At 71.1% G+C, this 24,397-nt stretch carries 21 protein-coding genes and 1 pseudogene; 12 read left to right on the top strand and 10 right to left on the bottom strand.

Features of this window, described 5'->3' with window-relative positions; genetic code table 11:
* Positions 1–7: 7 nt before the first annotated feature.
* Positions 8–565 carry a hypothetical protein gene (locus tag M0R80_20170; protein ID MCK9461953.1) on the top strand — a complete coding sequence of 186 codons (558 nt, stop codon included), beginning with the start codon at positions 8–10 and terminating at the stop codon, positions 563–565.
* A 19-nt stretch (positions 566–584) separates the two neighbouring features.
* On the opposite strand, the gene M0R80_20165 is transcribed toward M0R80_20170, so the two are convergent.
* The gene (locus tag M0R80_20165; GenBank protein ID MCK9461952.1) at positions 585–1,013 is read right to left on the bottom strand and encodes a hypothetical protein; all 429 of its coding nucleotides are present in this window, start codon (positions 1,011–1,013) and stop codon (positions 585–587) included.
* 66 nt (positions 1,014–1,079) lie between these two features.
* On the opposite strand from M0R80_20165, the gene M0R80_20160 reads away from it, so the two are divergent.
* Positions 1,080–1,883: a methyltransferase gene (locus tag M0R80_20160; GenBank protein MCK9461951.1), complete on the top strand. Its 804-nt coding sequence runs from the start codon at positions 1,080–1,082 to the stop codon at positions 1,881–1,883.
* On the opposite strand, the gene M0R80_20155 is transcribed toward M0R80_20160, so the two are convergent.
* Positions 1,880–4,222 (bottom strand): hypothetical protein, encoded by a 2,343-nt coding sequence (locus M0R80_20155; protein MCK9461950.1) that lies wholly within the window; start codon positions 4,220–4,222, stop codon positions 1,880–1,882. The genes M0R80_20160 and M0R80_20155 overlap by 4 nt on opposite strands.
* Positions 4,215–5,597 (bottom strand): hypothetical protein, encoded by a 1,383-nt coding sequence (locus M0R80_20150; protein ID MCK9461949.1) that lies wholly within the window; start codon positions 5,595–5,597, stop codon positions 4,215–4,217. Before M0R80_20150 ends, M0R80_20155 begins: the two co-directional genes overlap by 8 nt.
* Positions 5,598–5,774: 177 nt before the next feature.
* Between M0R80_20150 and M0R80_20145 the strand changes: the two genes are divergently transcribed.
* The 7 genes from M0R80_20145 (at position 5,775) to M0R80_20115 (ending at position 14,228) form a co-directional block, all read left to right on the top strand.
* On the top strand, positions 5,775–8,240 hold the full coding sequence (locus tag M0R80_20145) for a DNA internalization-related competence protein ComEC/Rec2 (protein ID MCK9461948.1): 2,466 nt from the start codon (positions 5,775–5,777) through the stop codon (positions 8,238–8,240).
* Positions 8,241–8,336: 96 nt separating this feature from the next.
* On the top strand, positions 8,337–9,821 hold the full coding sequence (locus M0R80_20140) for an FAD-dependent thymidylate synthase (protein ID MCK9461947.1): 1,485 nt from the start codon (positions 8,337–8,339) through the stop codon (positions 9,819–9,821).
* Positions 9,822–10,122: 301 nt separating this feature from the next.
* Positions 10,123–10,404, top strand: coding sequence for a hypothetical protein (locus tag M0R80_20135; GenBank protein ID MCK9461946.1), 282 nt, complete (start codon positions 10,123–10,125; stop codon positions 10,402–10,404).
* Between the two features lie 109 nt (positions 10,405–10,513).
* A complete protein-coding gene (gene gcvT, locus M0R80_20130; GenBank protein ID MCK9461945.1) occupies positions 10,514–11,629 on the top strand; it encodes a glycine cleavage system aminomethyltransferase GcvT in 1,116 nt (371 codons plus the stop codon).
* A gap of 26 nt (positions 11,630–11,655) precedes the next feature.
* The gene (gene gcvH / locus M0R80_20125; protein ID MCK9461944.1) at positions 11,656–12,045 is read left to right on the top strand and encodes a glycine cleavage system protein GcvH; all 390 of its coding nucleotides are present in this window, start codon (positions 11,656–11,658) and stop codon (positions 12,043–12,045) included.
* Positions 12,046–12,069: 24 nt separating this feature from the next.
* Positions 12,070–13,437 carry an aminomethyl-transferring glycine dehydrogenase subunit GcvPA gene (gcvPA, locus tag M0R80_20120; GenBank protein MCK9461943.1) on the top strand — a complete coding sequence of 456 codons (1,368 nt, stop codon included), beginning with the start codon at positions 12,070–12,072 and terminating at the stop codon, positions 13,435–13,437.
* The gene (locus M0R80_20115; GenBank protein MCK9461942.1) at positions 13,434–14,228 is read left to right on the top strand and encodes a sel1 repeat family protein; all 795 of its coding nucleotides are present in this window, start codon (positions 13,434–13,436) and stop codon (positions 14,226–14,228) included. The genes gcvPA and M0R80_20115 overlap by 4 nt, the downstream gene beginning before the upstream one ends.
* Positions 14,229–14,231: 3 nt before the next feature.
* On the opposite strand, the pseudogene M0R80_20110 reads toward M0R80_20115, so the two are convergent.
* The 4 genes and pseudogenes from M0R80_20110 to M0R80_20095 all read right to left on the bottom strand — a co-directional run bounded on the left by M0R80_20110 (position 14,232) and on the right by M0R80_20095 (position 17,840).
* A pseudogene (locus M0R80_20110) lies at positions 14,232–14,330 on the bottom strand (ZIP family metal transporter).
* 2 nt (positions 14,331–14,332) lie between these two features.
* Complete coding sequence (locus M0R80_20105; protein MCK9461941.1) at positions 14,333–16,009, bottom strand: delta-60 repeat domain-containing protein; 1,677 nt, start codon at positions 16,007–16,009, stop codon at positions 14,333–14,335.
* A gap of 99 nt (positions 16,010–16,108) precedes the next feature.
* Entirely contained in the window at positions 16,109–16,858 is a 750-nt protein-coding gene (locus M0R80_20100; GenBank protein ID MCK9461940.1) for a hypothetical protein, read from the bottom strand.
* A gap of 154 nt (positions 16,859–17,012) precedes the next feature.
* Positions 17,013–17,840 (bottom strand): ZIP family metal transporter, encoded by an 828-nt coding sequence (locus M0R80_20095; protein MCK9461939.1) that lies wholly within the window; start codon positions 17,838–17,840, stop codon positions 17,013–17,015.
* A gap of 157 nt (positions 17,841–17,997) precedes the next feature.
* On the opposite strand from M0R80_20095, the gene M0R80_20090 reads away from it, so the two are divergent.
* The 3 genes from M0R80_20090 to M0R80_20080 are packed head-to-tail and all read left to right on the top strand — an operon-like array spanning position 17,998 to position 20,357.
* Positions 17,998–18,756, top strand: a complete 759-nt coding sequence (locus M0R80_20090; GenBank protein MCK9461938.1) for a hypothetical protein — start codon at positions 17,998–18,000, stop codon at positions 18,754–18,756.
* A 22-nt stretch (positions 18,757–18,778) separates the two neighbouring features.
* Positions 18,779–19,891 (top strand): adenosine deaminase, encoded by a 1,113-nt coding sequence (gene add, locus M0R80_20085; protein ID MCK9461937.1) that lies wholly within the window; start codon positions 18,779–18,781, stop codon positions 19,889–19,891.
* On the top strand, positions 19,881–20,357 hold the full coding sequence (locus M0R80_20080; GenBank protein MCK9461936.1) for a GAF domain-containing protein: 477 nt from the start codon (positions 19,881–19,883) through the stop codon (positions 20,355–20,357). The genes add and M0R80_20080 overlap by 11 nt, the downstream gene beginning before the upstream one ends.
* Here M0R80_20080 and M0R80_20075 read toward each other — a convergent pair.
* The 3 genes from M0R80_20075 to M0R80_20065 form a co-directional block, all read right to left on the bottom strand.
* Positions 20,345–22,489, bottom strand: a complete 2,145-nt coding sequence (locus M0R80_20075) for a peptidylprolyl isomerase (GenBank protein ID MCK9461935.1) — start codon at positions 22,487–22,489, stop codon at positions 20,345–20,347. The two genes, M0R80_20080 and M0R80_20075, sit on opposite strands and share 13 nt — an antisense overlap.
* Positions 22,490–22,512: 23 nt before the next feature.
* Positions 22,513–23,385: a DNA adenine methylase gene (locus M0R80_20070; GenBank protein ID MCK9461934.1), complete on the bottom strand. Its 873-nt coding sequence runs from the start codon at positions 23,383–23,385 to the stop codon at positions 22,513–22,515.
* A 56-nt stretch (positions 23,386–23,441) separates the two neighbouring features.
* Positions 23,442–24,397, bottom strand: a 956-nt coding sequence (locus M0R80_20065; GenBank protein ID MCK9461933.1) for a sigma-54 dependent transcriptional regulator, incomplete at its 5' end; no start/stop codon positions are given.

Raw genomic sequence — 24,397 nt, 5'->3', positions numbered from 1 at the left:
GAGAATCATGTACGCCAACACCCCCGCGCGAACGCCTGCACGGGTCACCTTTACCGTGCTCGTTGCGCTCCTCGCACCGTTCGCGGTGCTCTCGGCGTGCGCGTCGACGAAGTGCCCGAAGGCCAAGGCGGCGCTCGACGACGTCCAGGCCACGGACGAGGACGTCGTGCGGATCAACCTGCTCGTCGACAAGCGGAAGGCGGCCATGGCGGAGGCGGGCGCCGGCGACCACGACACGTTCGCCCTCGAGAAGATGCGGTTCTCGGTCACGGGGTACGAGCTGGCCGTGGAGACGCAGCTGCGCGTCGTGAGGATCTCGCCGAAGTTCGACGACTCCCCGCTCTACGGAGAGTACCGCGCCGTCTTCGACGCGATGCGCTGCGACTTCGACGCGCTCGTCGTCGATCCCGAGGACCACTCGATCTCGGCCGCCGAGGGCAGCATGATCCAGCGCTGGTCGCAGCGGGTCTCGGCGATCCTGCGGAAGGAAGGGAGGCTCACCGTCGGCGAGCTCAACGACTACCTGGAGGAGGGAATCCAGAACGCGCCGGCCGAGGAGGAGTGAGCGCCTCGCCGCCGCGCGCCTACCGGGCGGGCCACGAGAGCGCCACCGACTCCATCTGGCACTGCTTGTCGTCGCAGAGGCTGAGCTTCAGGGTCGCGGACACGGACTTCGCCGCCTCGGTCGCCGTGTAGGGGACCTCGAAGACGACGGCCGCCTCCGTGAACTGCGCCGCGTCCTCCTTCTTCAGCTTCGGCTTGGCCACGGCGATCCCGTCCCCCGGATCGACGGTGAGCTTCCACGGGTAGAGCATGTTGCAGTGATACCCGTTCGTGCCCGTCGTCGTGATCTTCACTACCATCGAACCGGCGGAGCCCGAGGTCGCCACCTTCACGACGTAGAAGGTGCCGGTCTTCGTCACCGTCCCCGCCAGGACCGCCACCCCGGCCGAGAGCACGAGCGCCGCTGCGAGAATTGCCAAGATCCTGGATTTGCCGCACTGTTTCAACATCACCGCCTCCTCAGTGTATTCTTCCATACTTGAGACGCGCGGGCGAGACAAGTGGTGTAAAAAGCCATGATGCGAAGATCGGGGAGCTCGCGTTTCCAAGTCACGGTGGACGCCGCCTTCGACGGGCGGCTCTTGCTGCGCCAACCCCGATCCGGGTACCGGTTCTCCGCGGACGCCCCCCTGCTCGTCTGGTTCTCCTGCCGTGGAGCGGCCCGGCCCGCCCGCCGCGCGGCGGATCTCGGCGCGGGTTGCGGCGTCGTCGGGCTCGGCCTGCTCCTGGCGGGCGCCGCCGAGCGCGTGGTCGCGGTCGAGGCCCAGGAACGGCTCGCCGCGTTGTGCGCGGAGAACGCCGAGGCGAACGGCCTCGGGGACCGGCTGGAGGTCGTGAACGGCGACATGCGCGAGAGCCACCCCGCGTTGACGCGCCGGCGCTTCGATCTCGTCGTCGCGAACCCGCCGTTCTGGCCCGCGGACACGGGACACCTCCCCGCCGACGGCGAGCGCCGGATCGCGTGCCACGAGGTGCGGATCGATCTGGACGGCTGGATCGGCGTGGCGGCGGAGCTGCTGGAGCCTCGGCGCGGCCGCCTGTGCGCCGTGTTCCCGGCGCGGCGCGTCTCGGAGCTGCTGGCCGGCCTGACGCGCGGCGGACTCGGCGCGGCGTCCCTCCTCGCGGTCCACCCGTCTCCCGACGCGGAGGCGGAGCTCGTCCTCGTGGAGGCGCGCCCCGGGTGCGCGGCGCGGCCGACGGCCGTGGAGCCGCCGCTCTTCCTCAGGGATCGGGACAATCGCGACAGCGAGGCGGCGCGCGCGGTGTACGCCGGTGCGTTCTCGGCGGCGCTCGCGGGGAGGCCGGACAGGCGGCTCTAGTTGACCGCGGAACCGACGATGCCGAACGTTCCAGACAGATCGAAGAGGATGAGCCCCTCGCTGGCCTGGTCGATCAGCACGAGGCGACCGTCTGGGGTCGGCTCGATGTCCGTGAGGTCGTTCCCCTGGATGGAGCCCATCGGCGAGAAGCCGTCCGTGGTCCGGAACGAGTAGAAGAGGTCGTCGTACCCGCCCTTGATCGCGGGCTCGGTTCCGGAGGCGAACGTGAACTGCATGTAGTAGTTGAAGAACGACGCGTTCTCGAACACGCGCTGGTTCCGCGCCCTGCTCTCCAGCTCGCTCTCCAGGGTGCCGTCGTCCGGCAGGCACTGCCCGGTCGTCTCGTCGAGAACGCCGTAGCGCAGGTTGCCCGTCGTCGAGCCGCGGAGGACCCAGTGCTTGTAGGAGCGGATCGTGTAGTTGAACGCCTGCCCGAAACACTCCTGCGTCGGGAGCGGCGTCGCGCCGGTCCCGGCGACAGGGCCGATGATCAACGTGTCGTCCGCGAGCAGCTCCCGGACATGGTACAGGAAATCCCCGTCGAACTGGTCGCACGCGGCCCCGTCGATCGGGGTGGGGGCCGAGGTGATCTCGAGGAGATCGCCGGGGTAGCCGTTCGGGAAGCCCAGGCTCCCGGTCTCCAGGTTCGCGAAGCCGTCGTAGATGTCGCTGAAGCCCGCCACCGTGCCGTCGTCGCCACCGAGGACGCCGGATCTGCAGAAGGCCTTCGCCTGATCCCGGACGACGAGCGCCGCGGCGGTGGTCTCCGGCGCGTCGAACTGCGCGACCCCGGACCCGCTCACGCCGATCTCCCCCTGCCACGTCAAGGTCCAGATCTCGTTGGACGAGATGCGGTAGTCGCAGCGCAGCCGGATGCCGTAGTCGTCGTCCGGCCTGAACTCGACGCCGCCGTCGGCCGCGCAGTCCGGGAGGCCCGCGTCGATCACCTCGATCCCCCCGACGTTCGCCGCGATCGCCGTCGAGAGCTCCGAGTCGTCGCCGAGCAGCACCGGGACGTCCTCGATGTTCGGGACGACGCACTCGTCGTCGTCGTCGTCGCCCGTCCCGGCGTCCTCTCCGAACGCGCACCAATCGGCGGCCGGCCGGAGGCTGTGCAGCTGCACGGGCTGCCCCGCCACGGCGTTCCTGTCCTCCGCGTCGATGACGTAGACCGCCGCCATGGTGCTCGACACGATGCCGAAGGTCCCGTTGAACGTCACCGGGGAGGGGTCGTCCTCCTCCGCGAGACGCAGGAGGGAGATCGCGCGGGCCCGGCCCGGGACGTCGATGCTGTACGCGTCGTCCGCCACCGGGTTGCCGGCGTTCACCGGGAGCATCTCGCCGGCGACGAGGTCCACCACGACGACGCCCCCGAGCTCGTTCTCCACGGCGTAGATCCAGCGCTCGAGGTCCGGCTCCACCGCGAGCGCCCGCGTCGTGAAGTCCCCGAGATCGATGCGGCGCACGATCGCGTCCTCGCCGATCTCGCCCGGGGAGCCGAGCGCCAGCGCGCGATCGACCAGCACCTCGGAATCGATCTCGAGGATGCAGCTTCCGGACTTGCCGCCGACGTACAGGGAAGGGGTGAGCTCCGACGCGGCGATCGCCCAGGGCGAGATCCCCTCCACCGACTCGTCGGGGGGGGAGTGCTCGATCCCGGTCGCGGCGTCGAGCCGCACCCACCCGAGCAGGCGCCCGGCGGCCGGGGCCTCGTCGACGCCGCCGTCCGCGGCCGTCGCCCCCTCGCCAAAGACCTCGATCACGGCGAGCCGCCCGAGGGTCGGCTGCGTCACGAACAGGAAGCGATCGCGGATGGACGGTGCCCTCGCGATCGCGAGCTTCGCGGCCGGCCCGGCGACGTCGATCGCCGTCGAGGCGACCATGGTCGGCCCGAACGACTCGGCGACGTCTATGACGGACACGTCCTCGGTCTCGAAGTTCGCCGTGTAGACGGACGCGCCGTCCCACGAGGCGGCGATGTCGCTCGGCTGGCCTCCGACCGGGATGAAGCTGTTGAGCGGGATGCGCGTGTCCTGGTCGATGATCTCCCCCGCCTCGATGTCGACCACGGCCACCTCGCCGAACGTCGTCTGCGTGACGAACGCGAGGACCACCGCGTCGGCGATGGGGGCGTCGCAGAACCCGGGGACCCCGTCGCCCGTGTTCCGGCAGCAGCCCATGGGGAGGGAGCCGAGATCCGCGTGGTAGCAGACCAGCGCCGCGTCCTGCGGCCTGTCGAACTGCGCGATGTCGTTGTCGGAGAGGTCCTCCTCGCAGCCGAGCGCGGCGATCGCGACGGCGACCGCGAGGCATGCGAGCCCGTGGCGGCGCTCAGTCATTGCTCTTCGCCCGCCGCGGCTCGCCGATCCTGACGACCCGCCCGCTGGCGTCCTTGAGCTGCGAGAACGGCGGGACCGCCTGCAGCACGGTGATGTTCGACTCGCTGAAGTTCGCGATGTACACGAGCCGCCGCGTGTCGTCGAAGGCGATCGCCTGCGGCCCGGATCCGGTCGCGCGCACCTCGACCTGCATCAGCCTCGTGTCGACGACGTAGGTCTGGCCGGTCAGGAAGCAGAGCACGAAAGCGTAGAGCGTGTCGTCGTCGGGGTACCCCGGCGTCAGGCCGTCGTAGACGTAGGTCGCCACCACCGACGGGTCCAGGCAGACGGTGGTCTGGTCGATGAGCTGGAGGCTCTCGAGGTCGATCTTCAGGAGCGCGTCCGGGGTCCGCGTCGCGAGGAACGCGAGGCTCCCGTCGGGCGACACCGCGATCCCGCGGGCGTCGGTGCCGGCGTACATCTCCGTCACGAGGTCGACGTGATCGGTCTGGTTGAACCAGGGGTTGCTCGTGTACGACCCGTTCTCCGAGTCGGTCAGCACCTCGAGCACCGCGACGTGCGGCGTCGCGTCGTGCCGACCGGCGACGTAGACCTCGTTCTCGAAGGACGCGATCCCGCTCGCGCCGCCGACCACGCCGTCGAGGACCGACAGGAGCTCCGCCTGGACCGGGCTGCCGGGCTCGCCGCGCGAGATCGAGAACAGCGACACCTCGCCGCCGGCGAGGTGGGTCGCGAAGCCCAGCGTGACCGGAGTCGAGCCTCCGCCGGGATCGGTCTCCTCGAGCTCCGTGACGGCGATCTCGTACGGTTCGATGGGCAGGGTGTGCGCCGAGTTGCTCGTGACCTGGTGGGCGGAGTCGCAGCGCAGATCCGCGCCCTCGCCGCAAGAGATGACGTCGGGTCCGGCTTCGTCGACGTCGACGAGCTGGATCGCCCGCTCGCCGCGCACCGGGATGACGGCCCGGTCGCCGGACGGGGTGAGCTCGAGATCGCTCGCGAAGGCGCCGATGCGCAGCGTCTCCTCCTCGAGGATGAGGCTCCCGTCGTCGACGAAGCAGTACTGGTCGTCCTGGCTCGGGGCGCTCACGCCGTCCTCGCCGCACTCCGTGGAGTAGTAGACGCCCGGGCCGTCGAGCGCGGAGGCGAGGTGCTCGTCGAGCACCGAGAGATCGAGCGCGACGAGCGTGCCGGCGTTGTATCGCAGGTTGAAGTTGGAGTTCACCGCCAGGAGGAAATTGTCGCTCGGGGTCGTCGCCAGGCCGACGGGAAAGATCAGCCGATCGCTCGGCGGCTCGATGCCGCCGGTGTCCGGGAGGCACGCCGACGCGACCAGCGCGACGGCGGCGAGCCAAGGCCGAGAGCAGGCGGACCACATGGCCGGGCATAGTAGACGAACTCCATAACGAGGGCAAGCGAGGCCGCGGCGGGGGGGGACCGGCGGCGCCGCCGCGCGTCGCGCCTCCCCGCCGGCGTCGCCGTCGCCCGCCGATCCGGGGGGGCCGGTCCCCGGGCGAGCTCCGGGGGTGGCACGATCCGTGAACCGTCGTCCGCGGTGCAGATTCTGGTCGCACTCGCCGCCGCGTACGCCGCCGGCTGCGCGCTCGGTGCGGGGTTCCCCGTCCCGATCGTGCCGGCGATCGTCGCGGCCGGCTCGTCGATGGCCCTGGCGGCGGCGTGCGGGTGGATCCGCCGGCGCCCCGTCCTCGCGGCCGTGGCCTGCGCGCTCGTGGCCGGGTGGTGCCGCGCCCCCGAGGCGGCGGAGCGGGGCGGGGTCGTGGCGACGGGCGAGGCCGCCTGCGTGCGGACGATCGTGGGGAGGATCTCGCGGCCGCCCGTGGTTCTCGAGGACGGAGCGCGCTTCGAGCTGGAAGCCGAGGCGGCGACCGCGTGCGCGCCGAGTCCGCGGGCGCCCGCCCTCGCGCCGCTGCGGGCCGCGGTCTGGGTGACCGTGCTCGGCCGGGAGGCGCCGCAGGTCGTCGCCGGCGACCGCGTCATCATCCGGGGCGCCGTGAAGCGCGGCGCCTCGCTCCGGAACTTCGGCGCGCGGTCGCCCCGCGCAAGGGCCGGGGAGCGGCTCACGGCCGTGGTGGAGTCGGCAGGGGGCGTCGCGGTCCTTTCGCGCGATCCCGTCGCGGTCGGCGTCGCGCTGGCGGCGGTCCGCGAGCGGATCTCGTCGTTCTGGCGCGGGAACCTCGCGGCGCCGGCCGACGGGCTCGCCCGCGCCCTCGTGATAGGCGAGTCCGGGGCGCTCGACCCCGCCCTGCGCGATCGCTTCCGTCGCACCGGGACCGCGCACCTGGTCGCCGTCAGCGGCCTCCACCTCGCGATCCTGACGTGGCTCTGCTTCGGCGCCCTGCGCCGCGCCCTCCTGCGCGTCGAGCCGCTCGCGCGGCGCGTCGAGGTCGGGCGGATCGCGGCGGCGGCGACCATCCCCGTGCTGCTCGCGTTCGCCGTCATGGTGGGCGGCCAGCCGCCCGTCGCGCGATCGTGCGTGATGGCCTCGTGCGTCCTCGTCGCGCGCGCTCTCGTGCGCCGCGCCCGCGCCCTCGAAGCGCTGGCGCTCGCGGCCGTCGCGCTCTTGGCGTTCGATCCCGCGGACGTCGCGGATCCCGGGTTCCAGCTCTCGTTCGCCGCCGTGACCTCGTTCTTCCTCGCCGCGCGCCGCCGCGGAAGGCTCCTCGAGCCGGACGGCGCGTCCGCGCCCCGCCCGCTGGCGAGGAGGCTGCTCGGGAGGATCGCCGCCGAGTCGAAGCGGCTCTTCCTCGGGAGCCTCGCCGCCGCCGCCGCGACGACGCCCATCGCGCTGTACCACTTCGATCAGGCGTCGGCCGTGGCGGTCCCCTGCAACATGATCGCGATCCCGTTCACGACGGTACTCGTCATGCCGGCGCTGTTCCTCCTGTCCGCCGTCGCGATCGCGGCGCCGCAGATCGCCGCGCTGGGCGCCCCCGTTGTGGGCTGGATGCTCGGGGCGCTCGCGACCTTGCTCGAGTGGGCAGGCCGGCCGGACGCGGCGTCGATCGTCGCCCCCGGGCCGCCCGTCGCGATCGCGATCGCGGGGTGCTGCGCCGCGGCGCTCGCGTTCGTCGCGCTGCGCAGCCCGAGGAGCGGGTGCGTCCTCCTCGCGGCGCTCGTAGCGACCGGCGCCCTCGTCCGCTGCGCCCCTCCCGCCGTGCCCGCCGGAAGGCTCGTCGTGGACTTCCTCGACGTGGGGCAGGGGAGCGCGGCGCTCGTCACCTTCCCGGACGGCCGGAGGTGGCTCGTCGACGCGGGCGGCAGCGCCTTCGGCAGGGAGCGGTTCGGCGCGCTGCACCTCGTCCCGACCCTGCGCGGTCTCGGCGTGCGCGCCATCGACACGGTCGTCCTCTCCCACCCGGACGCGGATCACGTGGTCGGCGCGGCCGACCTGATTCGCGAGCTCGCGGTGCGGCGCGTCCTCGCGCACGGCACCGCCGCCGTGGCGGACGAGGGCGAGGACGAGGCGCGGCGCGCGGGCTACGTCGCGATCCTGGACGCGGCGCGGCGACGCGGGGTGACGTGGGAGGAGCCGCCGGATATCTGCGGCGGAACGGATGTCGGCGCGGTGCGCGTCGAGGTGCTGCACCCGTGCGGGGGCTCGGGCGGGTACGATCCCTCCCTGTCGCCGAACGACAACTCCCTCGTGATCCGCCTCTCTTACGGGCAGACCTCCGCGCTCCTGCCCGGGGATCTCGGCCGCCAGGGGGAGGCGCGCCTCCTCGCCTCGGGGCGCGCGCTTTCGAGCGACGTCCTCGCGCTCGGCCACCACGGCAGCCGCTCGTCGAGCGGCGCGGCGTTCCTCGACGCGGTGCGCCCGGCCGTCGCCGTGGCGAGCGCGGGGCGCGGCAACCCGTGGCGCCTCCCGGACGGCGAGGTGATCTCCGCGCTGCGGCGGCGCGGCGTGCACCTCCTGCGGACGGATCGGCACGGCGGCGTGCGGATCGTGTCGGACGGCGCCGGGATCGCGGTGACGTTCGCGGCGGGCGCGCCGCGCCGGTGACGCCGCGCGCGATCCGTGCGGATTCGCGGCGACTCGTGTTGCGGCGAAGGGAGCTGTCGGCTAGATTCGATGGACACTACCGAGGAGGCGCCGCCCATGAGAGTCGTCCTGGCCGGGTACAACGTCGATGCCGAGCTCCTGAGGCGCGCGGAGGCCGCGGGCGGGCTCCCGCACGATCAGCTCACGCCCGAGGTGCTCTCCGCGGCGTACGCGCGGATCAGCCGCGATCCGCGGCCGGTGAGCGAGCTCCGGCACGAGGCGCTCGGGGAGGTGACGCGGGCCAGGGCGTCGAACCGCAGGATCATCTTCGCGATGGGGCACCACTCGGTCGCGGAGCACGCGGTGTTCAACTTCGACATCCTCGGCCTGTCCCGCCTCGCGATCGAGGCGCTCGAGCACTTCCGCCTGTGCTCGTTCACGGAGAAGAGCCAGCGCTACATCACGCTCGATCACGACTTCGTGCTCCCCAAGGAGATCCTCGGGACGCCGTTCGAGGAGGCGCTGCGCGGCCTCGTCGCCGAGCAGGCGCGCGCGTACGGGGAGCTCAACGACGCGCTGCTCGAGCGGGCGCGGGCGGACCGGCCGGAGGGCTCGACGGCCAAGCTCGCAGAGGGGGCGGCCAAGGAGGACGCGCGCTACGCGACGATCCTCGCGACGAGCGGGCAGCTCGGCCTGACGGCCAACGCGAGGAACCTCGAGCACATCGTCCGCAGGCTCTCGGGCGCCCCCCTCGCGGAGCTCCGGGAGCTCTCGCGCAAGCTGTTCGAGTCCGCAAGCGCGGTGGCGCCCTCGCTGCTCCTGTTCACCGAGCCGTCGCCGTTCGACACCGAGACGGGCGCCGAGCTCGCGGCGCTGGCCGGGGAGCTCTGCGGGAGGGAGAGCCCGCCGAGCGCTTCTCCGCCGGGCGCCGTCCGCCTCGTCGAGGCGCCCGGGGACTGCGACAGGCGCGTCGCGGCCGCGCTGCTCGCCGTGTCGTCGCGGCGCTCCTACGCCGAGTGCCGGGCCGCGGCCGACGCGCTCGACGAGCCGAGGCTGCGGCGCCTCTTCGAGGCGGCGATGCGGCGCATGGAGTTCTTCGACGCGCCGCTGCGGGAGTTCGAGCACGTCGCGTTCACCTTCGAGCTCGTCGTCTCGGCCGCGTGCTTCGCCCAGCTCAAGCGCCACCGCCTCGCCACCCTCTCGGTCCGGCCGTACGATCCCGAGCTCGGGCTGACGATCCCGCCCTCGATCGCCGAGGCCGGGATGGAGCCCGCCCTGCGCGCCATGGCGTCCCGCGCGGAGGCGGTGCACCGGGAGCTTGCGGCGGTGCACCCGGCCGCCGCGCCGTACGCCCTCACGAACGCCCACAGGCGGCGCGTGCTCGCGACTCTGAACCTCCGCGAGCTGTACCACTTCGCCCGCCTGCGCGAGGACGAGCACGCCCAGTGGGACATCCGCGCCCTCGCGGGGGAGATGCGCCGCGCCGTCGAGGCGGTCGCGCCCCTCGGAGCGCTCCTCCTGTGCGGCAAGGACTCGTACGTCGCGCGGTACGGGGAGGTGTTCGGCGTGCCGCCGAAGGTCGATCCCCGGAACATCGGCTAGAAGAAAGCGGGGGCGGGGTCGGCCGCGGCCGGTGTCAAAGGTCGCATTCTGCGACCTTGAAGTCGTGTCCATGGACGAAGCGGACGTTTCGACGAGGCGGAGATCGCACCTTCTTCCGCCGCGCCCACGAGGATCGCGGCCAGAATTCCTCCTTCGGAGGAGAAGCCCTTCGGGCTCTCGAACCGGAACGACAGGAAGCCCGCCGGGCTTGGCCATCCTGGCCGCGGCGCTGGTGGCGCGGTTCGGAGGCGACGAGGGCCGTGCGCTCGCTCCTCGGCGCGCGCGGAGGTATGATGCCCCCATGTCCGCCGAAGACGATCGCAACCTCCTCCGGCTGCTCGAGGAGCAGGTCGCGCGGTGCGGGGTCGAGCTGCGCTGCGAGTCGCTCCTCGGCGCCGAGGACGCGAGCGGGGCCCGCGGCGGGCTGTGCACGATCAACGAACGGCGCGTCGTGTTCGTCGACTCCCGCGCCCCGCTCCAGGAGCGGATCGCGACGCTCGCCGCCGCGCTCGCGGCGCTCGATCTCGGGGACGTGTTCCTGCCCCCCGTCGTGCGCCGCGCGATCGAGCGGGAAAGCTCCTGACGGCGCCCTCCCGGGCCCGGTTTCCCGCGGAATTTGACCTTGTTTCGACCGCGCAAGCGGACTAATCTCGCCCCGGAAACGACCGGAGCACCCGCTCGAGGAGGAGATCATGGACGAACCGCTGCGCCGCACCCCGCTGTTCGAGGAGATGAAGAAGGCCGGTGGCAAGATTGTCCCGTTCGCCGGCTACGAGATGCCGGTGCAGTTCGCCGGGATCATCGAGGAGCACAACACCGTGCGCAAGGCGGCCGGCCTCCTCGACGTGAGCCACATGTGCGAGTTCTGGCTCGACGGGCCGGACGCGCTCGAGTACGCCCACTGGCTCGTGACGAACGACGTCAAGGGGCTGGCCGACGGCCAGATCTGCTACACGCCGATGTGCACGCCCGAGGGCGTCATCGTCGACGATCTCCTCGTCTACCGCTACGGCGAGGAGCGCGTCCTGCTCGTCGTGAACGCGGCGTGCCACGACAAGGACCTCGCGCACGTCAGGAAGTACGTGCGCGGCGAGGTGACCGTCACCGACAAGAGCTACGAGACCGGGCAGATCGCCCTGCAGGGGCCCAAGGCGTTCGAGATCGTGGGCCGCGTCCCGGGCGGCGCGGCGTTCACCGGGCTCGAGTTCTTCCACTTCCAGGAGGGGACGCTCGCCGGCAAGCCCTGCCTCGTCTCCAGGACCGGCTACACCGCCGAGGACGGCGTCGAGATCTACGCGGCCAACGAGGACATGGTGGCGGTGTTCCGGGCCGTGATGGAGGCCGGCGCGCCGCTCGGCCTCACGCCCATCGGCCTCGGCGCCCGGGACACGCTTCGGCTCGAGGGCAAGCTCATGCTCTACGGCAACGACATCGACCTGACCACGACGCCGCTCGAGGCGCAGCTCGGCTGGACGGTGAAGTGGGACGTCGGCGACTTCAACGGCCGCGCCGCCCTCGTCGCGCAGAAGGAGCAGGGGATCAAGCGCCGGCTCCTCGGCCTCGAGATGATCGGCAAGGGGATCGCCCGCCACGGCTACCCGGTCGTCGCCGCCGGCGCAGGCCCCGAGGCGCAGCCGATAGGCCAGGTGACGTCCGGCGCGCCGTCGCCGACGCTCGGAAAGAACATCGGCCTCGCGTATCTGCCCAATCCGGGATACAAGGTTGGCGATCGCGTCGGCGTCGTGATCCGCGGCAAGGTGATCGAGGCCGCGATCGTGAAGACTCCTTTCTACAAGCGGCCCGCGTGAGCCGCGACGGGACACGGGAGAGAGCCATGAACATTCCGAACAACCTCCGCTTCACCAAGGACCACGAGTGGGCAAAGGTCGACGGCAAGGTCGCGACCGTCGGCATCACCGAGTTCGCCGTGCACGCGCTCGGCGACATCACCCTCGTCGATCTGCCGACCGTCGGCGCGAGCGTCCAGGCGGGCGCCGCGATCGGGACCGTCGAGTCGGTCAAGGCGGTCTCCGATCTCTTCTCGCCGCTGTCCGGCAAGGTCGCCGAGATCAACGGCGCGCTCGACGACGCGCCCCAGAGCGTCAACGAGGACTGCTACGGCGCGGGCTGGATGCTGAAGATCGAGGTCGGCGCGCCGGCCGAGCTCGAGAAGCTCTTGGACGCCGCCGCCTACAAGGCCCACGTCGAGAGCCTCGAGGGCTGAACCCCCGACGGACGAGGTGAAACCGTGCGGTACATCCCACACTCCGCGTCCGACATCCAGGTGATGTTGGAGAAGATCGGCGCGAAGAGCGTCGACGAGCTGTTCGAGCAGATCCCCGCAGGGCTGCGGTTCAAGGGCGAGCTCGACCTCCCGCCCGCGATGTCCGAGGCCGAGCTCGTGGAGCACCTCGAGGCGCTCGCCGGCCCGGCCCCGGCCGGGGGGAGGGCGTCGTTCCTCGGCGCCGGCGCCTACTGCCACCACGTGTCGCCCGCCGTGGATCAGCTGCTGCTCAGGTCCGAGTTCTACACCGCGTACACGCCGTACCAGCCCGAGGTCAGCCAGGGGACGCTCCAGGCGATCTTCGAGTTCCAGACGATGGCGTGCCGCGTCCTTGGCATGGACGTCGCGAACGCCTCGATGTACGACGGCGCGACGACCGCGACCGAGGCGGCGCTCATGGCCCGCCGGGTCAAGGGCCGCGCCAAGATCGTCGTCTCCGCGGGAGTGCACCCGGAGTACCGCGAGGTCCTCGGGACGTACCTCCGCGCGGCGGACGCCGACGCGCCGAAGATGGTGGTCGTCGACGTGGACGACGCCACCGGCGCGACGCCCCCCGAGGCCGTCGCCGCGGCGGTCGACGCGGAGACCGCGTGCGTGATCGTCGGCTACCCGAACTTCTTCGGGGTCGTCGAGCGCGTGGACGAGATCGCCCGCGTCGCGGCGGCCGCCGGCGCCCTCACCGTCACGACGACGCCGGATCCGTACGCGTTCGGCGTCCTCGCCCCGCCCGGCGCGGTCGGCGCCGACATCGCGACGTGCGAGGGGCAGGCGCTCGGCGTGCCGGTCTCCTTCGGCGGGCCCGGGCTCGGCGTCTTCGCGATCCGGAACGACAAGAACCTGCTCCGCCAGATGCCGGGGCGGCTGTGCGGGAAGACCGTCGACGTCGCCGGCGAGACCGGGTTCGTCCTCACGCTGTCCACGCGCGAGCAGCACATCCGCCGCGAGAAGGCGACGTCGAACATCTGCACGAACCACGGGCTGTGCGCGCTCGCCGTCGCGATCAACCTGAGCCTGCTCGGGCGCGCCGGCTTCGCCGAGACCGCGCGCGCCTGCCTCGCCCGGGCGGAGTATCTCAAGGCCCGCGTCGCGAAGATCTCCGGCCTCGCGCCGAGGTTCAGCGGGCCGACGTTCAACGAGTTCGCGGTCCGCGCATCGAAGGGGAAGGCCGCCCCGATCCTCCGCCGCATGGAGGAGAAGGGGTTCCTCGCCGGCGTCGACCTCGGGCTGTTCGATCCCGCCCGCGACGACACGTTCCTCGTCGCCGTGACCGAGTGCGTCTCGCGCGAGAAGCTCGACGCCTACGCCGACGCGCTCGGCGAGGTCGTGAGGTGATCCGGGCCCCGCGGCTCCTGCCGCTCGCGGCCGCGGCGCTCGCCGGGCTCTCGGCGCCAGCCTGCGGCGGCGACGACGCGAAGACCGGGGACGCCGTGTCGCAGGGCGCGGCGGACGAGATCCCCAAGGGCGACGCCGGGCGGCGCATGTACTTCGAGAAGCGGTGCGACGAGGGACACTACGGGCTGTGCGGCGAGCTCGCCCTGATGTGGTCGAAGGGCTGGGGCGGCGACAAGGACAAGGCGAAGGCCGACGCGTTCTACAGGAAGGCGTGCGACTTCGCGGTCGTCGACTCGTGCGCCGCGCTCGGGATCGAGCTGACGCCGGAGAAGGAGCTCGAGATCCTGGCCGGGAAGTGCGCCGCCGGGAGCGCGTTCGCGTGCAACAACCAGGGGCAGCTGCTCCTGACCGGCACCGGCGTCGCCGCGGATCCCGGCAAGGCGAAGGGGCTCCTCGAGAAGGGCTGCGCGGGCGGCTTCGCGTCGAGCTGCCGCGGCCTCGCGAACATCTACGGGTACGGGCTCGGCCGGGAGAAGGACGAGACCAAGCAGAAGGAGTACCGGGCGAAGGCCGCCGCGATCGACGCCGAGACGGCCGCGCTCGAGGTCAAGTACTTCCACATCCCGCCCCGCGACCAGCTGCCGGTGGGGCGCCCGGCCCCGTGGCTCGCCAAGGAGCTGAAGGGCGAGAGCCCCGAGCAGCAGGAGCTGAACCAGGAGCTCGTGGAGGACGCCGCGAAGAAGCTCAGGGCCGCCCTGGGAGCGGACGGCGGCGTCGCGCCGAAGGACTGACGCTCAGCCGAGCGCGACGTCCAGCGTCATCATCACCGCGAAGCCGACGAGCGCGCCGATGGTCGGGAGATCGGTCTCGCCGTTCGACTCGGCCTCGGGGATTATCAGTCTTCGGTTCGGTCGAACCTGAGGACGAAGATGTCGGAGTCGCCGCTGGAGGTCATGGTCTTCTCGTCCTCGGGCGACGTGCCGAACGTGGCGGTGCCGCCGAACGAGCCGCCGACGAAGAAGGTGCCGTCGCCGTACGACGCCACGCTCATCGCGGCGTCGTTGTTGCTCGGACCGCCCTGATCGATGACCCAGGCGAGGTTGCCGTTCGGGTAGTGGAGCGCGATGAAGATCTGATAATCGTACTCGCTGGGCAGGGTCGTCTCGTGCGGCTCACCCAACCCGAACACGGGCGCACCCTTGTAGATGCCGACGACGGCGAGCTCGCCGCTGTCCAGGAACGCCATCGTGTATTGGGGGTAGCGTTGGATGCTGCCCCAATCCTCGGTTTCTCCGACGACCTGCCTGGCCCACAGTAGCATGCCGTCGTCGTCGTACCGCGCGACCACCACGTCGAAGTCGTCGCCTGTCGTCGGACCGATGATCGTCTCGTTCGGCTCGCCCGCGCCGAGCACGCCCGTGCCCGCGAAGCCGCCGGAGATCGCGAACCCGCCGTCCGGCGCAGCGACGACCTTCGGCAAGAGCATGGGTCGGCACGAAAACCCGAGGTCCTTGGCCCAGAGGAGCGCGCCGTCCTCGGAGTACGCGGCCAGGAACGGGCAGTTCTCGTCCTCTTCCTCGCCGGCGTCCGGCTCATCCGACCCGCACGTCAATGACGTCTCGTTCTCTTCGCCCGCCCCGAGCACGATGGTCTGTTGGTACCTCCCGGCGACCAGGAGGGATCCTCCGAGCGCGCGGGCGACGCTCATGGCAGATTCCCTTCCCTGTCCGGTGATCTGCTTAGCCCACAGCAAGGAACCGTCCGCAGCGAACCGCGCGATCACCGTGTCAGCGTCGCCGGCCGTGGTGAAAACGACCTCTTCCGGCGTGCCCGGAGCGAACGCGATCCCGACGGTGAACGAACCCGCGACGACGATCGATCCATCCGGCAGAGAGGCGATGCCGTACAAGGCCGAGTTCCAGGCGGCGTCCGAGGCTCGTATCGCCCACTCGAACACGCCGTCCGTGGAGTAACGGGCGAGCACGTGGCTGTACGTGCCGGACGTTTCGAAGGAGTCTGCGGAAAGCGAAGTCTGGTTCGGCTCGCCGTAGCCGATCGTCATCGCCTCCTCGTACGCGCCAATGGTGAGAAACGAATCGTCCACTTCTTCCGAGATTCCCTGGCCGCCGGCCTCGATCCCCGCCCCGCCGTACCCTTCGGCCCAGAGCAGCTCTCCCTTGTTCCCGTACCGCGCGATGAAGCAGTTCGTGTTCGTCTCGCTGGGGAACCCGAAGCTCCAGAGCAGCGTCTCGTTCGGCTCGCCGGCGCCGAACAGCCCCTCGGCGACGTACCTCCCGGTCACGAGCACCGAACTGTCGGACAAGGGGCTTAGGTCCCAAGCAATGTCTGCCGGAACGCTCGTGTTCTTGTCGCCACCCGCCTGCACGGCCCAGGTCATGCGCCAGCCCGGAACGCCGCCGTCCGGCTCGGGGACGTCAGTGTCGACGCACTCGCCGCTGTCCGGCTCTTCGTCGCAGCCGCAGTCGGGAGACGGCGGCGACTCACGGCTCGAGGAGCAGCCGATGGTCCAGACCGACGCGATCCAGAGCAAAGCGATAGATGGAGCCTTCATTCGCGTTGCCTCCCCTTCCCCCGTAAGCCGCCGGCTGGCTGCTCTTTTCTCACTCGGCGGACTCGTATGCTGGGCTCGTATCGATTTTATCGTAAACGGCTACTGGATGCAGGATGCCAGCCAGATCTCGGTATAGTGGTACGTCGAACCCGGCACCAGGAATCGGAACCTTGCCGCGCGTTCACTGTCTCCGTAGGTGAAGTCGTCGACGTTCGGCGAATCGTCCAGCGTGTAGCGGTAGATGGTCGGCGTGCCGAGGCCGCTGCACGAGTCTTCGTAGGCGTTGTAGAAATTGTCGGTTTCAGGGTTCCAATAGTAACCGTTGTAGTTGGAGTCGCAGTAGTCGGTGAGGTTGCTCGAACCTGTCGCGCGAACGCGCTCGATCCCCGGGTAGCTGCACGCCGTGTCCAGCGCATCGTAGTAGGCGACTGTTGCACTGGTATCGACGAGGGCGAAGTCGCCGGTCGACCACTTGAAGAACGACCCGGCGTCATCGCAGTTGGCATCGTCTCCTTCGTCTTTCTCACAAAGCCACAGCGAGGTGGGTACGATCCATTGAAAGAAATCGAGGGTCATGGCGTACTCCCCGCCCTGCGCGAACACGTCGGCCGCGGCCTCGACCGGCTCTGACGCCGGCTGGCTCCACAGAACGTTCTGCGCCTCGTCGTAGTAGGTGGCCATCAGCACGCCGTCGTCGTTGACGAACGTGTCCATCAGCTCCGCGTAGTACGCGGCGTCCTCCCAGTCCACCTGCTGCGTCGACTCCTCCTCCTGCGCGCTCGCGCTCCAGACGAATCCCATCATCATCGCGACGACCGCCGCGCACACAGAAGCCTTCATGCGATCCATGTCGCTTCCTCCTTCTTGTTGTCGGCCGCTCATCGCGGCCCCTATTCCCCTCGGCCCGGTCCCCTGCCGAGCCGACCCCATTCTCTCAGGAAGGCATGCCCTCTTCCCACACCATCTCTCAAAAAAAAAAAACAACAAGGTACGGATGTGACACTCACCCGAGCGCGACGTCCAGCGTCATCATCACCGCGAAGCCGACGAGCGCGCCGATGGTCGGGAGATCGGTCTCGCCGTTCGACTCGGCCTCGGGGATGAGCTCCTCCACCACCACGTAGATCATCGCGCCCGCCGCGAACGAGAGCGCGTACGGCAGGATCGGCCGCATGGACAGCACCGCGAACGCGCCGAGGGCGCCGGCGACGGGCTCGACGATCCCCGAGGCCTGCCCGTACAGGAACGCCCTCTTGCGCGAGAACCCCTCCCGCCGCAGCGGCACCGAGACCGCCGCGCCCTCCGGGAAGTTCTGGAGCCCGATGCCGATGGCGAGCGCCACGGCGCCGGCGATCGACGCCGACTCCATGCCGTAGGCCGCCGCGCCGAAGGCGACGCCCACGGCGAGCCCCTCCGGGATGTTGTGGAGCGTGATGGCGAGCACGAGGAGGATGCTGCGGTGCAGCGAGGTCTTGGGGCCCTCGGCCGAGCTGTCCGGCAGGCCGGGGTGCAGGTGCGGGAGCAGGCGATCGGCGAGGTACAGGAAGCCGCCGCCGGCGAGGAAGCCTATCAGAGGAGGGATCCATTTGACGCCGCCCATCTCATCGGCCATGTCGATGGACGGCGCGAGGAGCGACCAGAAGCTCGCGGCGATCATCACCCCGGCCGCGAAGCCGAGCATGGTGTCGAGGAGCCTGCGGTTCACCTCCTTGAAGAAGAAGACCGTCGCCGCGCCGAGGGCGGTCACGGCCCACGTGAATCCGGTCGCGATGAGCGCCATGACGACCGGGTGGATCCCCGTTGTCTGGAACCAGCTCGTGACGGAATTCATGACGGTACTAATAACACTTCCGCCTGTCGGGCCGCAGCCGGATTCCGCGCCGTCGCACCCCAAACCGAGCGGGCCGCGTTGACAGTGGGCGAAGCGAGCGAATATTCTGTGTCCTCGATTCGAACCAGGGCGCCGGACGGCGCCAGGGGAGGAAAAAATGAACACGCTGCTTCTCGTCGTTCTCATCGGCATCGCCGTGGCCGGGCTCGCCGCCGTGGTCGCGATCTGGGTCGAGCGCGACAGGACGCGCCCGCGGAAGTTCGCGTGGGCGCTGTCGGTCCTCATCCTGCTCGCGACCGGCGTGACGATCCTCCAGTCGTTCCTGCAGGACAAGCAGGACAAGATCGACCAGGCCGCGGACGAGGCCGAGAAGGAGAAGCTCAGGGGCGACATGGCGCGCATGATGCAGACGCTCGACAAGATCGCGGGCGAGTCCGGCGACCCGCGGCTGCAGCAGTTCCTCTCCACCGAGATCGAGGCGCAGAGCCGCGCGAACCCCGGGGTCGTGCAGAAGCTCGCGCAGCGCTACGCCGACGAGGGGGAGGATCCGGCGCAGAAGCTCGCCAAGCACCTGCCGAAGTCCGAGGTGCAGAAGATGGCGCGATCGGGGTCGATCAAGACCGAGCCGACCGCCGTGAAGATCGAGCCGAAGAAGGAGGAGCCCGCCGAGATCCCGGCGGCCCGGCCCGCTCGCCCCGCGGCGCAGGATACGGCGGGCGCGGAGGGCGAGGAGGGCGAGGCCGCAGCGGTGGAGGGCGCACGGCCAGCCGCGGTGGTCGAGGGGGGGCGCGGCGCCGCGGCCGCGTCCGAAGACGGCGACAAGGACGGCGACGAGGGTGGCCTGTCGATCGGGGGCAAGAAGCCGACGTCCACCGCGAAGCCGGGCGTTCCGAAACCCACCACGAAGAAGCGCTGACCGGCGCGGCACAAGGAAGAACATGCACTTCGACGACATTGCCAACGCACCGGTCCAGCTCGATCGCGACTTCTTCCACCGCCTGCCGAAGGTGGATCTGCACGTCCACCTCGACGGATCGATGCGGCTCGAGACGATCCTCGATCTCGCGCGGAAGGACGGCATCGACCTCGGCGTGAGCGACCTCGAGGGGCTGCGCGCCGTCCTGAAGCCCGGCTTCAAGCACGCCTCGCTCGTCGACTACCTCAAGGGCTTCGACATCACGCTCAAGGTCCTGCAGACGGACCAGGCGCTCTACCGCGCGACCTATGAGCTCGCCGAGGACGCGGCGAAGGAGAACATCGAGTACCTGGAGGTGCGCTACTCGCCGATCCTCCACACGCGCAGGAAGCTGTCGCTCGCCGCGATCCTCGAGTCCGTCCTCGCGGGCCTGCGCGACGCCAACAAGGCGTTCGGGATCCAGAGCGGCGTGATCGTCTGCGGCATGCGGAACATCTCGCCCCAGGTGAGCCTGCGCCTCGCGGAGCTCGCGGTGGCGTTCAAGAACCGCGGCGTGGTCGGCTTCGATCTCGCGGGCGCCGAGTACGACCACCCGGCGCGGGATCACCTCCCGGCGTTCTCGCTCATCCTGTCCAACAACATCAACGTGACGATCCACGCGGGCGAGGCGTACGGCCCGGAGAGCATCCACCAGGCGCTCCACTACTGCGGCGCCCACCGCGTGGGGCACGGCACCAGGCTGCGGGAGGACGGCGATCTGCTGAACTACGTCAACGATCACCGGATCCCGCTCGAGATCTGCCTGTCGAGCAACGTGCAGACGGGGACGGTCGAGAGCCTCGAGGAGCACCCGTTCCGCTTCTACCACGACCTCGGGCTGCGCGTGACGCTGAACACCGACAACCGGATGATCACCGACACGACGATGACCGAGGAGTACTGGCTCGCGTACACGCGCTACGATCTGCTGCCGCAGGACATCCTCGATCTCGTCATGGCCGGCGTGAAGTCGGCGTTCATCCCGTACGAGTACAAGCGCGATCTCATCCGCAGGACCAAGGACAAGGTCCGCGACATGATCGTCGCGGAGGCGATCGCCCAGGGAATCGGCCCCGGGAAAGCCAATGGCCGCTGAGCGGGCCGACGCGCTCGCGGGGAGGTACGCCCGGATCGAGGCGCAGCTCGGCGAGCTGTTCGAGAAGGCCGCCGACCCCGTCGCGCGCATGGCCACGGCCGCCGCGCTCCTTCACCACAAGATGCCGCACTTCTTCTGGACCGGCTTCTACTTCCTGCGGGGCGGCGACCTGATCGTCGGGCCGTACCAGGGGCCGCTCGCCTGCGCCGTCCTTCGGCCGCGGGGCTCGGGCGTCTGCTGGGCGTGCGCCGAGCGCGGGGCGCCGGTCGTCGTCCCGGACGTGCACGCGTTCGCGGGGCACATCGCTTGCGACTCCCGAGCCGAGAGCGAGGTGGTCGTGCCGGTCCGGGATCGCGACGGGAACCTTGCGGCCGTCCTCGACGTGGACGGCGAGCGGAAGAACGCGTTCGGCGGGGCGGACGTGGACGGGCTCGTCCGGATCGCGGCGCGGATCTACGGGGACTGAGCGGGAGCTCCCGGCGGCGGGATGTCGCCCGCCGAGACGTCGACGTCCAGGATCAGGTCCCCCTCCTCGATGACGTCGAGCACCTCCATCCCGCGCGTGACCTCGCCGAACGCCGTGTAGTGCCCGTCGAGGTGCGGCTGCCGCGAGAGGGCGACGAAGAACTGCGAGCCTCCCGTGTCCTTGCCCGAGAGCGCCATGCCGACCGTCCCGCGCTCGTACGGCGCAGCGGAGAGCTCGCAGCGGAGCGCGTAGCCCGCGTCGCCGAGGCCGGAGCCGGTCGGATCGCCCGCCTGGACGACCAAGTTCGGGACCACGCGGTGGATCTCCGTGCCGTCGAAGAGATCGCGCCCGGCCAGATCGACGAAGCTCTCGACCGTCGCCGGCGCGAGCTCCTGCCGGAGGCGCACGACGAAATCCCCGCGGGTCGTCGAGACCGTGGCGAGGAGCTCCTTGCCCGCGAGCTCCGGCGCGGGCGCGTGAGAGGCCGGCCGGGCCGGCTCGAGGGGCGGGAGCAGCGCGGGAGCGGCGCCCCCCGGGATCTTCGAGAGCGCGTCCAGCGCCGCAACGCGCACCTCCGGCCGCAGGTTTGCGGCGAGGCGCGCGAGGAGCGCGATCGCCCCGGCGTCCCCGAGGGCGCCGAGCGCACCGACGGCCGAGAGCAGCGGGCCGTGGCCTTCCTCGACGGGATCGAACCTGTCGACGACGGCGCCGATCCCGGCGACGGGCGCGGCGCCCGCCTTGAAGTTGTCCGCCGCGGCGGCGATCCCGTCGAGCGCGGCGCTCACCTTCGGCGCGTGATCGTCGTCGAGCGCCGCGACGACGGCGGCCCGTGCGTCGCTCCGGCGGATCTTGGCGAGCGCCTCGAGCGCCGGCGCCGCGACCCGCAGGTCCGGCTCGGCGGAGAGCGCCGCGAGCGTGCGGACGTCCTTTGAGCTCGGGCTCCCGAGGGCGCCGAGCTTCAGGACCAGCATCCGCTTCCCGGCGTGCGGGCGGGCCGGATCGCACGCCACGAGCGACAGGGCGTCGCCGCCGCCGACGAGCCGCGCCAGGCAGCGCACGCGCGCCTCGCCGGCGCTCGGCGCCGAGGAGGGTGCGGCCTTCGGCAGGGCGGCCGCGATTCTCTGCGCCGCGCGCGAGACGTCGCCGCCCTCGCACCCGATCGACTGCTCGAGCGCCGTCCGCGCGACGTGGGCGAAGGTCCCGTCGAGATCCGGCGGGGAGCGCTCCAACCGCGCGGCGATCGAGGCGAGCGCCCGCGCGGCGACCCCGCACCGAAGGTCCTCGGGGATGTTCCCGATGACGAGCATGGCCGTGGCCGCGACGCGATCGTCGACGTCCGCCATCGCGCGGTCGTGATCGGCGTCGTCGAGCGCCGCCCCCTTGGCGAGCGCGCGCAGCGCCATCGCGCGGACCTCCGCGGAGGGATCCTGGGCCGCGGCGCGGCGCAGCGGGGCGGCCGAGGCGTCCTCGGACGCCGCGAGGCCTCCGCGGAAAAGGGCGAACGCGGCCATGAAGCGGACGGGCTCCGCCTCGTCGCCGAGCGCGGCGGCGAGCTTCGCCGTTGCGGCGGCGTCGAACGGGAGACCCCGCTGGCCAGCGAGGCCGAGCGCGCGCGCCGCCGCCGCGCGTTCGCCGGGATCGGCCGCGTCGAGGTGCGCGGCCAGGTGGTGGAGCTCCGTCTTAGCGGCGACTCGCCCGAGCGCGTCGAGCGCCACGGACACGGGCACGAGGTCGTCGCCGGCGCCCAGGGCCGCGACGACGGCCTCTATCGCGGCCGTGCCGGCGCGATCCGCGAGAAGGCCTATCGAGAAGACCGCCTCCTCGCGCACCAACGCGTCGTCGTCCCGCAGGAGCCGGAGCAGCGACGGCACCGCGCGCGGATCGCCGATGCGGCCGAGCGCGAGGGCGAGGCGCGCCCTGATCTCGCGATCTCCGGAGTCGGCGAGCGCGGCGAGATCGTCGGAGAAGGCGCGGCGATCCTCGGCCCGATCCAGGAGCTCGCGCGGCGTCGGCGCGGCCTCGCCCGGCGCGACGTCGAGCTCGCTCGCGACCTCCGGACGGCGGCACCCGTCGGCCAGGATCGCGGCGAGCAGCGCCAACGCCATCCCCGCGCGATGAATTCTGGTCCCCATGCCCGCTCCCGGCACCCGAGGAATCAGTAGCTCGTGACGAGGAGCTCCCGCACGAGGCCTCTCGCCGACACCACGGAGTTGACCGATCTCGGCGCAAGGACGCTCTTCGGGGCGTACCGCGCGTAGCGCTCGCGGACCCAATCGACGTCCGAGTTCGAGAGCATCACCCGGACGCCGCGATCCGCGAGCTGCTCGAACACGCGCGCCAGCCGCTCCTGGTCGTCGAGATCGAACTTCAAGTCGTTGTACGCCGTGAAGTACGACGTCTTCGAGAGCGGGATGTAGGGAGGATCGAAGTAGACGAAGTCCCCGGCGGCGGCGTCGTCGATCACGGCATAGAACGGGCGGCACCGGACCTCCACCCCGGCGAGCCGCGCCGAGCAGGCGCGCAGCGTCGGCTCGTCGCAGATGTTCGGGTTCTTGAACCTGCCGAACGGGACGTTGAACACGCCCTTGCTGTTGACGCGGTAGAGCCCGTTGAAGCCCGTCTTGTTCAGGTAGATCGTCCTCGCGGCGCGCTCCACCTCGTCGAGCGAATCAGGGGAGAGCGCGCGGATTCGGTAGTAGTAATCCCTGTCATAGACGTGGCCGCGGAGCGCGCGGATCAAGGCGTCCACGTTGTCGCGCACCGCCGCGTAGCAGTTGACGAGCTCCGCGTTGGCGTCCGAGAGGACGGCCCGCCGCGGCTCGAGGTCGAAGAACACGGCGCCGCCGCCGACGAACGGCTCGAAGTACCGCTTGAACTTCTCCGGCAGGTTGGCGCGGATCGCGGGCAAGAGCTGCCGCTTGCCGCCCGCCCACTTCAGGAAGGGTCTCGCCTTGCCGACAGGACCGCCGCGCGCGCCCGCCGTGGCTCCCGCGCCCTTCCGGGCGGTATGGCATGGGGTGGCGTCCATTTTCCTGCGCGGCATTCTACGGGCTTCGATGGAGCGCGGCTACTAAAACTTCGAGATCACCCGTCGATCCCGTACCGCTTCAGCTTGTAGAGGAGGGCGCGGCGGCTCATCCCGAGCGACTCGGCGGCGCGGGTGCGGTTGCCGGAGGTCCCATCGAGCGTCTCGACGATCAGCTGGCGCTCCATGTCGTGCACCTTGGTCCCGGCGCGCGGCGGCGAGGACGCGGCTGTCCGCGGGGGTGCGCCGGGCACAATTGCCCCGGCCGCGATGCCGGGCGGCAGGTGCTCCGGGTGGACGACCCCGCCGCGTGCGAGGATCACCGCGCGCTCGATGGTGTTGCGCAGCTCCCGCACGTTGCCGGGCCACGCGTGCGCCGCGAGCGCGGCCTCGGTCTCCCTCGCCAGGCGGCGCGGCCGCTCTCCCGCGAGCTCGCGGACGAAGTGTCGCGCCAGCGGGAGGATGTCGTCGGGCCGCTCCCTGAGCGGAGGCAGCACGACCTCGAAGACGTTGAGGCGGAAGTACAGATCCTCCCGGAAGACGCCCGAGCGGATCGCCGCGTCGATGGCGCGGTTCGTGCTCGCCACGATCCGGACGTCGGCGCGGCGCGGACGGACGGCCCCGACCGGCTCGTACTCCTTCTCCTGGATCACGCGCAGCAGCTTCGCCTGGAGCCCGGCGTCCATCTCGGTGATCTCGTCGAGCAGGAGCGTCCCGCCCTCGGCCGCCTCGAAGCGCCCTCCGCGCGCGCGCGTCGCGCCGGTGAACGCGCCGGCCGCGGCGCCGAACATCTCCGCCTCGAGCAGCCCCGCCGGGATCGCCGCGCAGTTGACCTTGACGAGCGGGCCCTTGCTCCGAGCGCTCCTCTCGTGCACGAACGCCGCGGCGAGCTCCTTGCCGGTCCCACTCTCGCCCGAGACGATCACCGGGGCGTCGCTCTCGGCGGCGGCGGCGAGGAGGTCGACCGCGGCGCGCATCGGCGGCGACGACGTCGCGATCCCGCCGAACAGCGGCG

Source organism: Pseudomonadota bacterium (assembly GCA_023229365.1).
GTDB lineage: Bacteria > Myxococcota_A > Polyangia > JAAYKL01 > JAAYKL01 > JALNZK01.
The sequence above is the reverse complement of the archived record's forward strand: the minus strand, read 5'-3'. Positions and strand labels throughout refer to the sequence as shown.

Bases quoted from the DNA above. Each gene is read 5' to 3' on its own strand.
- M0R80_20150 (MCK9461949.1), bottom strand. From the start codon at position 5,597: ATGTGGTCCGCCTGCTCTCGGCCTTGGCTCGCCGCCGTCGCGCTGGTC.
- M0R80_20155 (MCK9461950.1), bottom strand. From the start codon at position 4,222: ATGACTGAGCGCCGCCACGGGCTCGCATGCCTCGCGGTCGCCGTCGCG.
- M0R80_20100 (MCK9461940.1), bottom strand. From the start codon at position 16,858: ATGGATCGCATGAAGGCTTCTGTGTGCGCGGCGGTCGTCGCGATGATG.
- M0R80_20070 (MCK9461934.1), bottom strand. From the start codon at position 23,385: ATGGACGCCACCCCATGCCATACCGCCCGGAAGGGCGCGGGAGCCACG.
- M0R80_20160 (MCK9461951.1), top strand. From the start codon at position 1,080: ATGATGCGAAGATCGGGGAGCTCGCGTTTCCAAGTCACGGTGGACGCC.
- M0R80_20095 (MCK9461939.1), bottom strand. From the start codon at position 17,840: ATGAATTCCGTCACGAGCTGGTTCCAGACAACGGGGATCCACCCGGTC.
- M0R80_20165 (MCK9461952.1), bottom strand. From the start codon at position 1,013: ATGTTGAAACAGTGCGGCAAATCCAGGATCTTGGCAATTCTCGCAGCG.
- add (MCK9461937.1), top strand. From the start codon at position 18,779: ATGCACTTCGACGACATTGCCAACGCACCGGTCCAGCTCGATCGCGAC.
- M0R80_20090 (MCK9461938.1), top strand. From the start codon at position 17,998: ATGAACACGCTGCTTCTCGTCGTTCTCATCGGCATCGCCGTGGCCGGG.
- gcvT (MCK9461945.1), top strand. From the start codon at position 10,514: ATGGACGAACCGCTGCGCCGCACCCCGCTGTTCGAGGAGATGAAGAAG.
- M0R80_20075 (MCK9461935.1), bottom strand. From the start codon at position 22,489: ATGGGGACCAGAATTCATCGCGCGGGGATGGCGTTGGCGCTGCTCGCC.
- M0R80_20170 (MCK9461953.1), top strand. From the start codon at position 8: ATGTACGCCAACACCCCCGCGCGAACGCCTGCACGGGTCACCTTTACC.
- M0R80_20080 (MCK9461936.1), top strand. From the start codon at position 19,881: ATGGCCGCTGAGCGGGCCGACGCGCTCGCGGGGAGGTACGCCCGGATC.
- M0R80_20135 (MCK9461946.1), top strand. From the start codon at position 10,123: ATGTCCGCCGAAGACGATCGCAACCTCCTCCGGCTGCTCGAGGAGCAG.
- M0R80_20105 (MCK9461941.1), bottom strand. From the start codon at position 16,009: ATGAAGGCTCCATCTATCGCTTTGCTCTGGATCGCGTCGGTCTGGACC.
- M0R80_20140 (MCK9461947.1), top strand. From the start codon at position 8,337: ATGAGAGTCGTCCTGGCCGGGTACAACGTCGATGCCGAGCTCCTGAGG.
- gcvH (MCK9461944.1), top strand. From the start codon at position 11,656: ATGAACATTCCGAACAACCTCCGCTTCACCAAGGACCACGAGTGGGCA.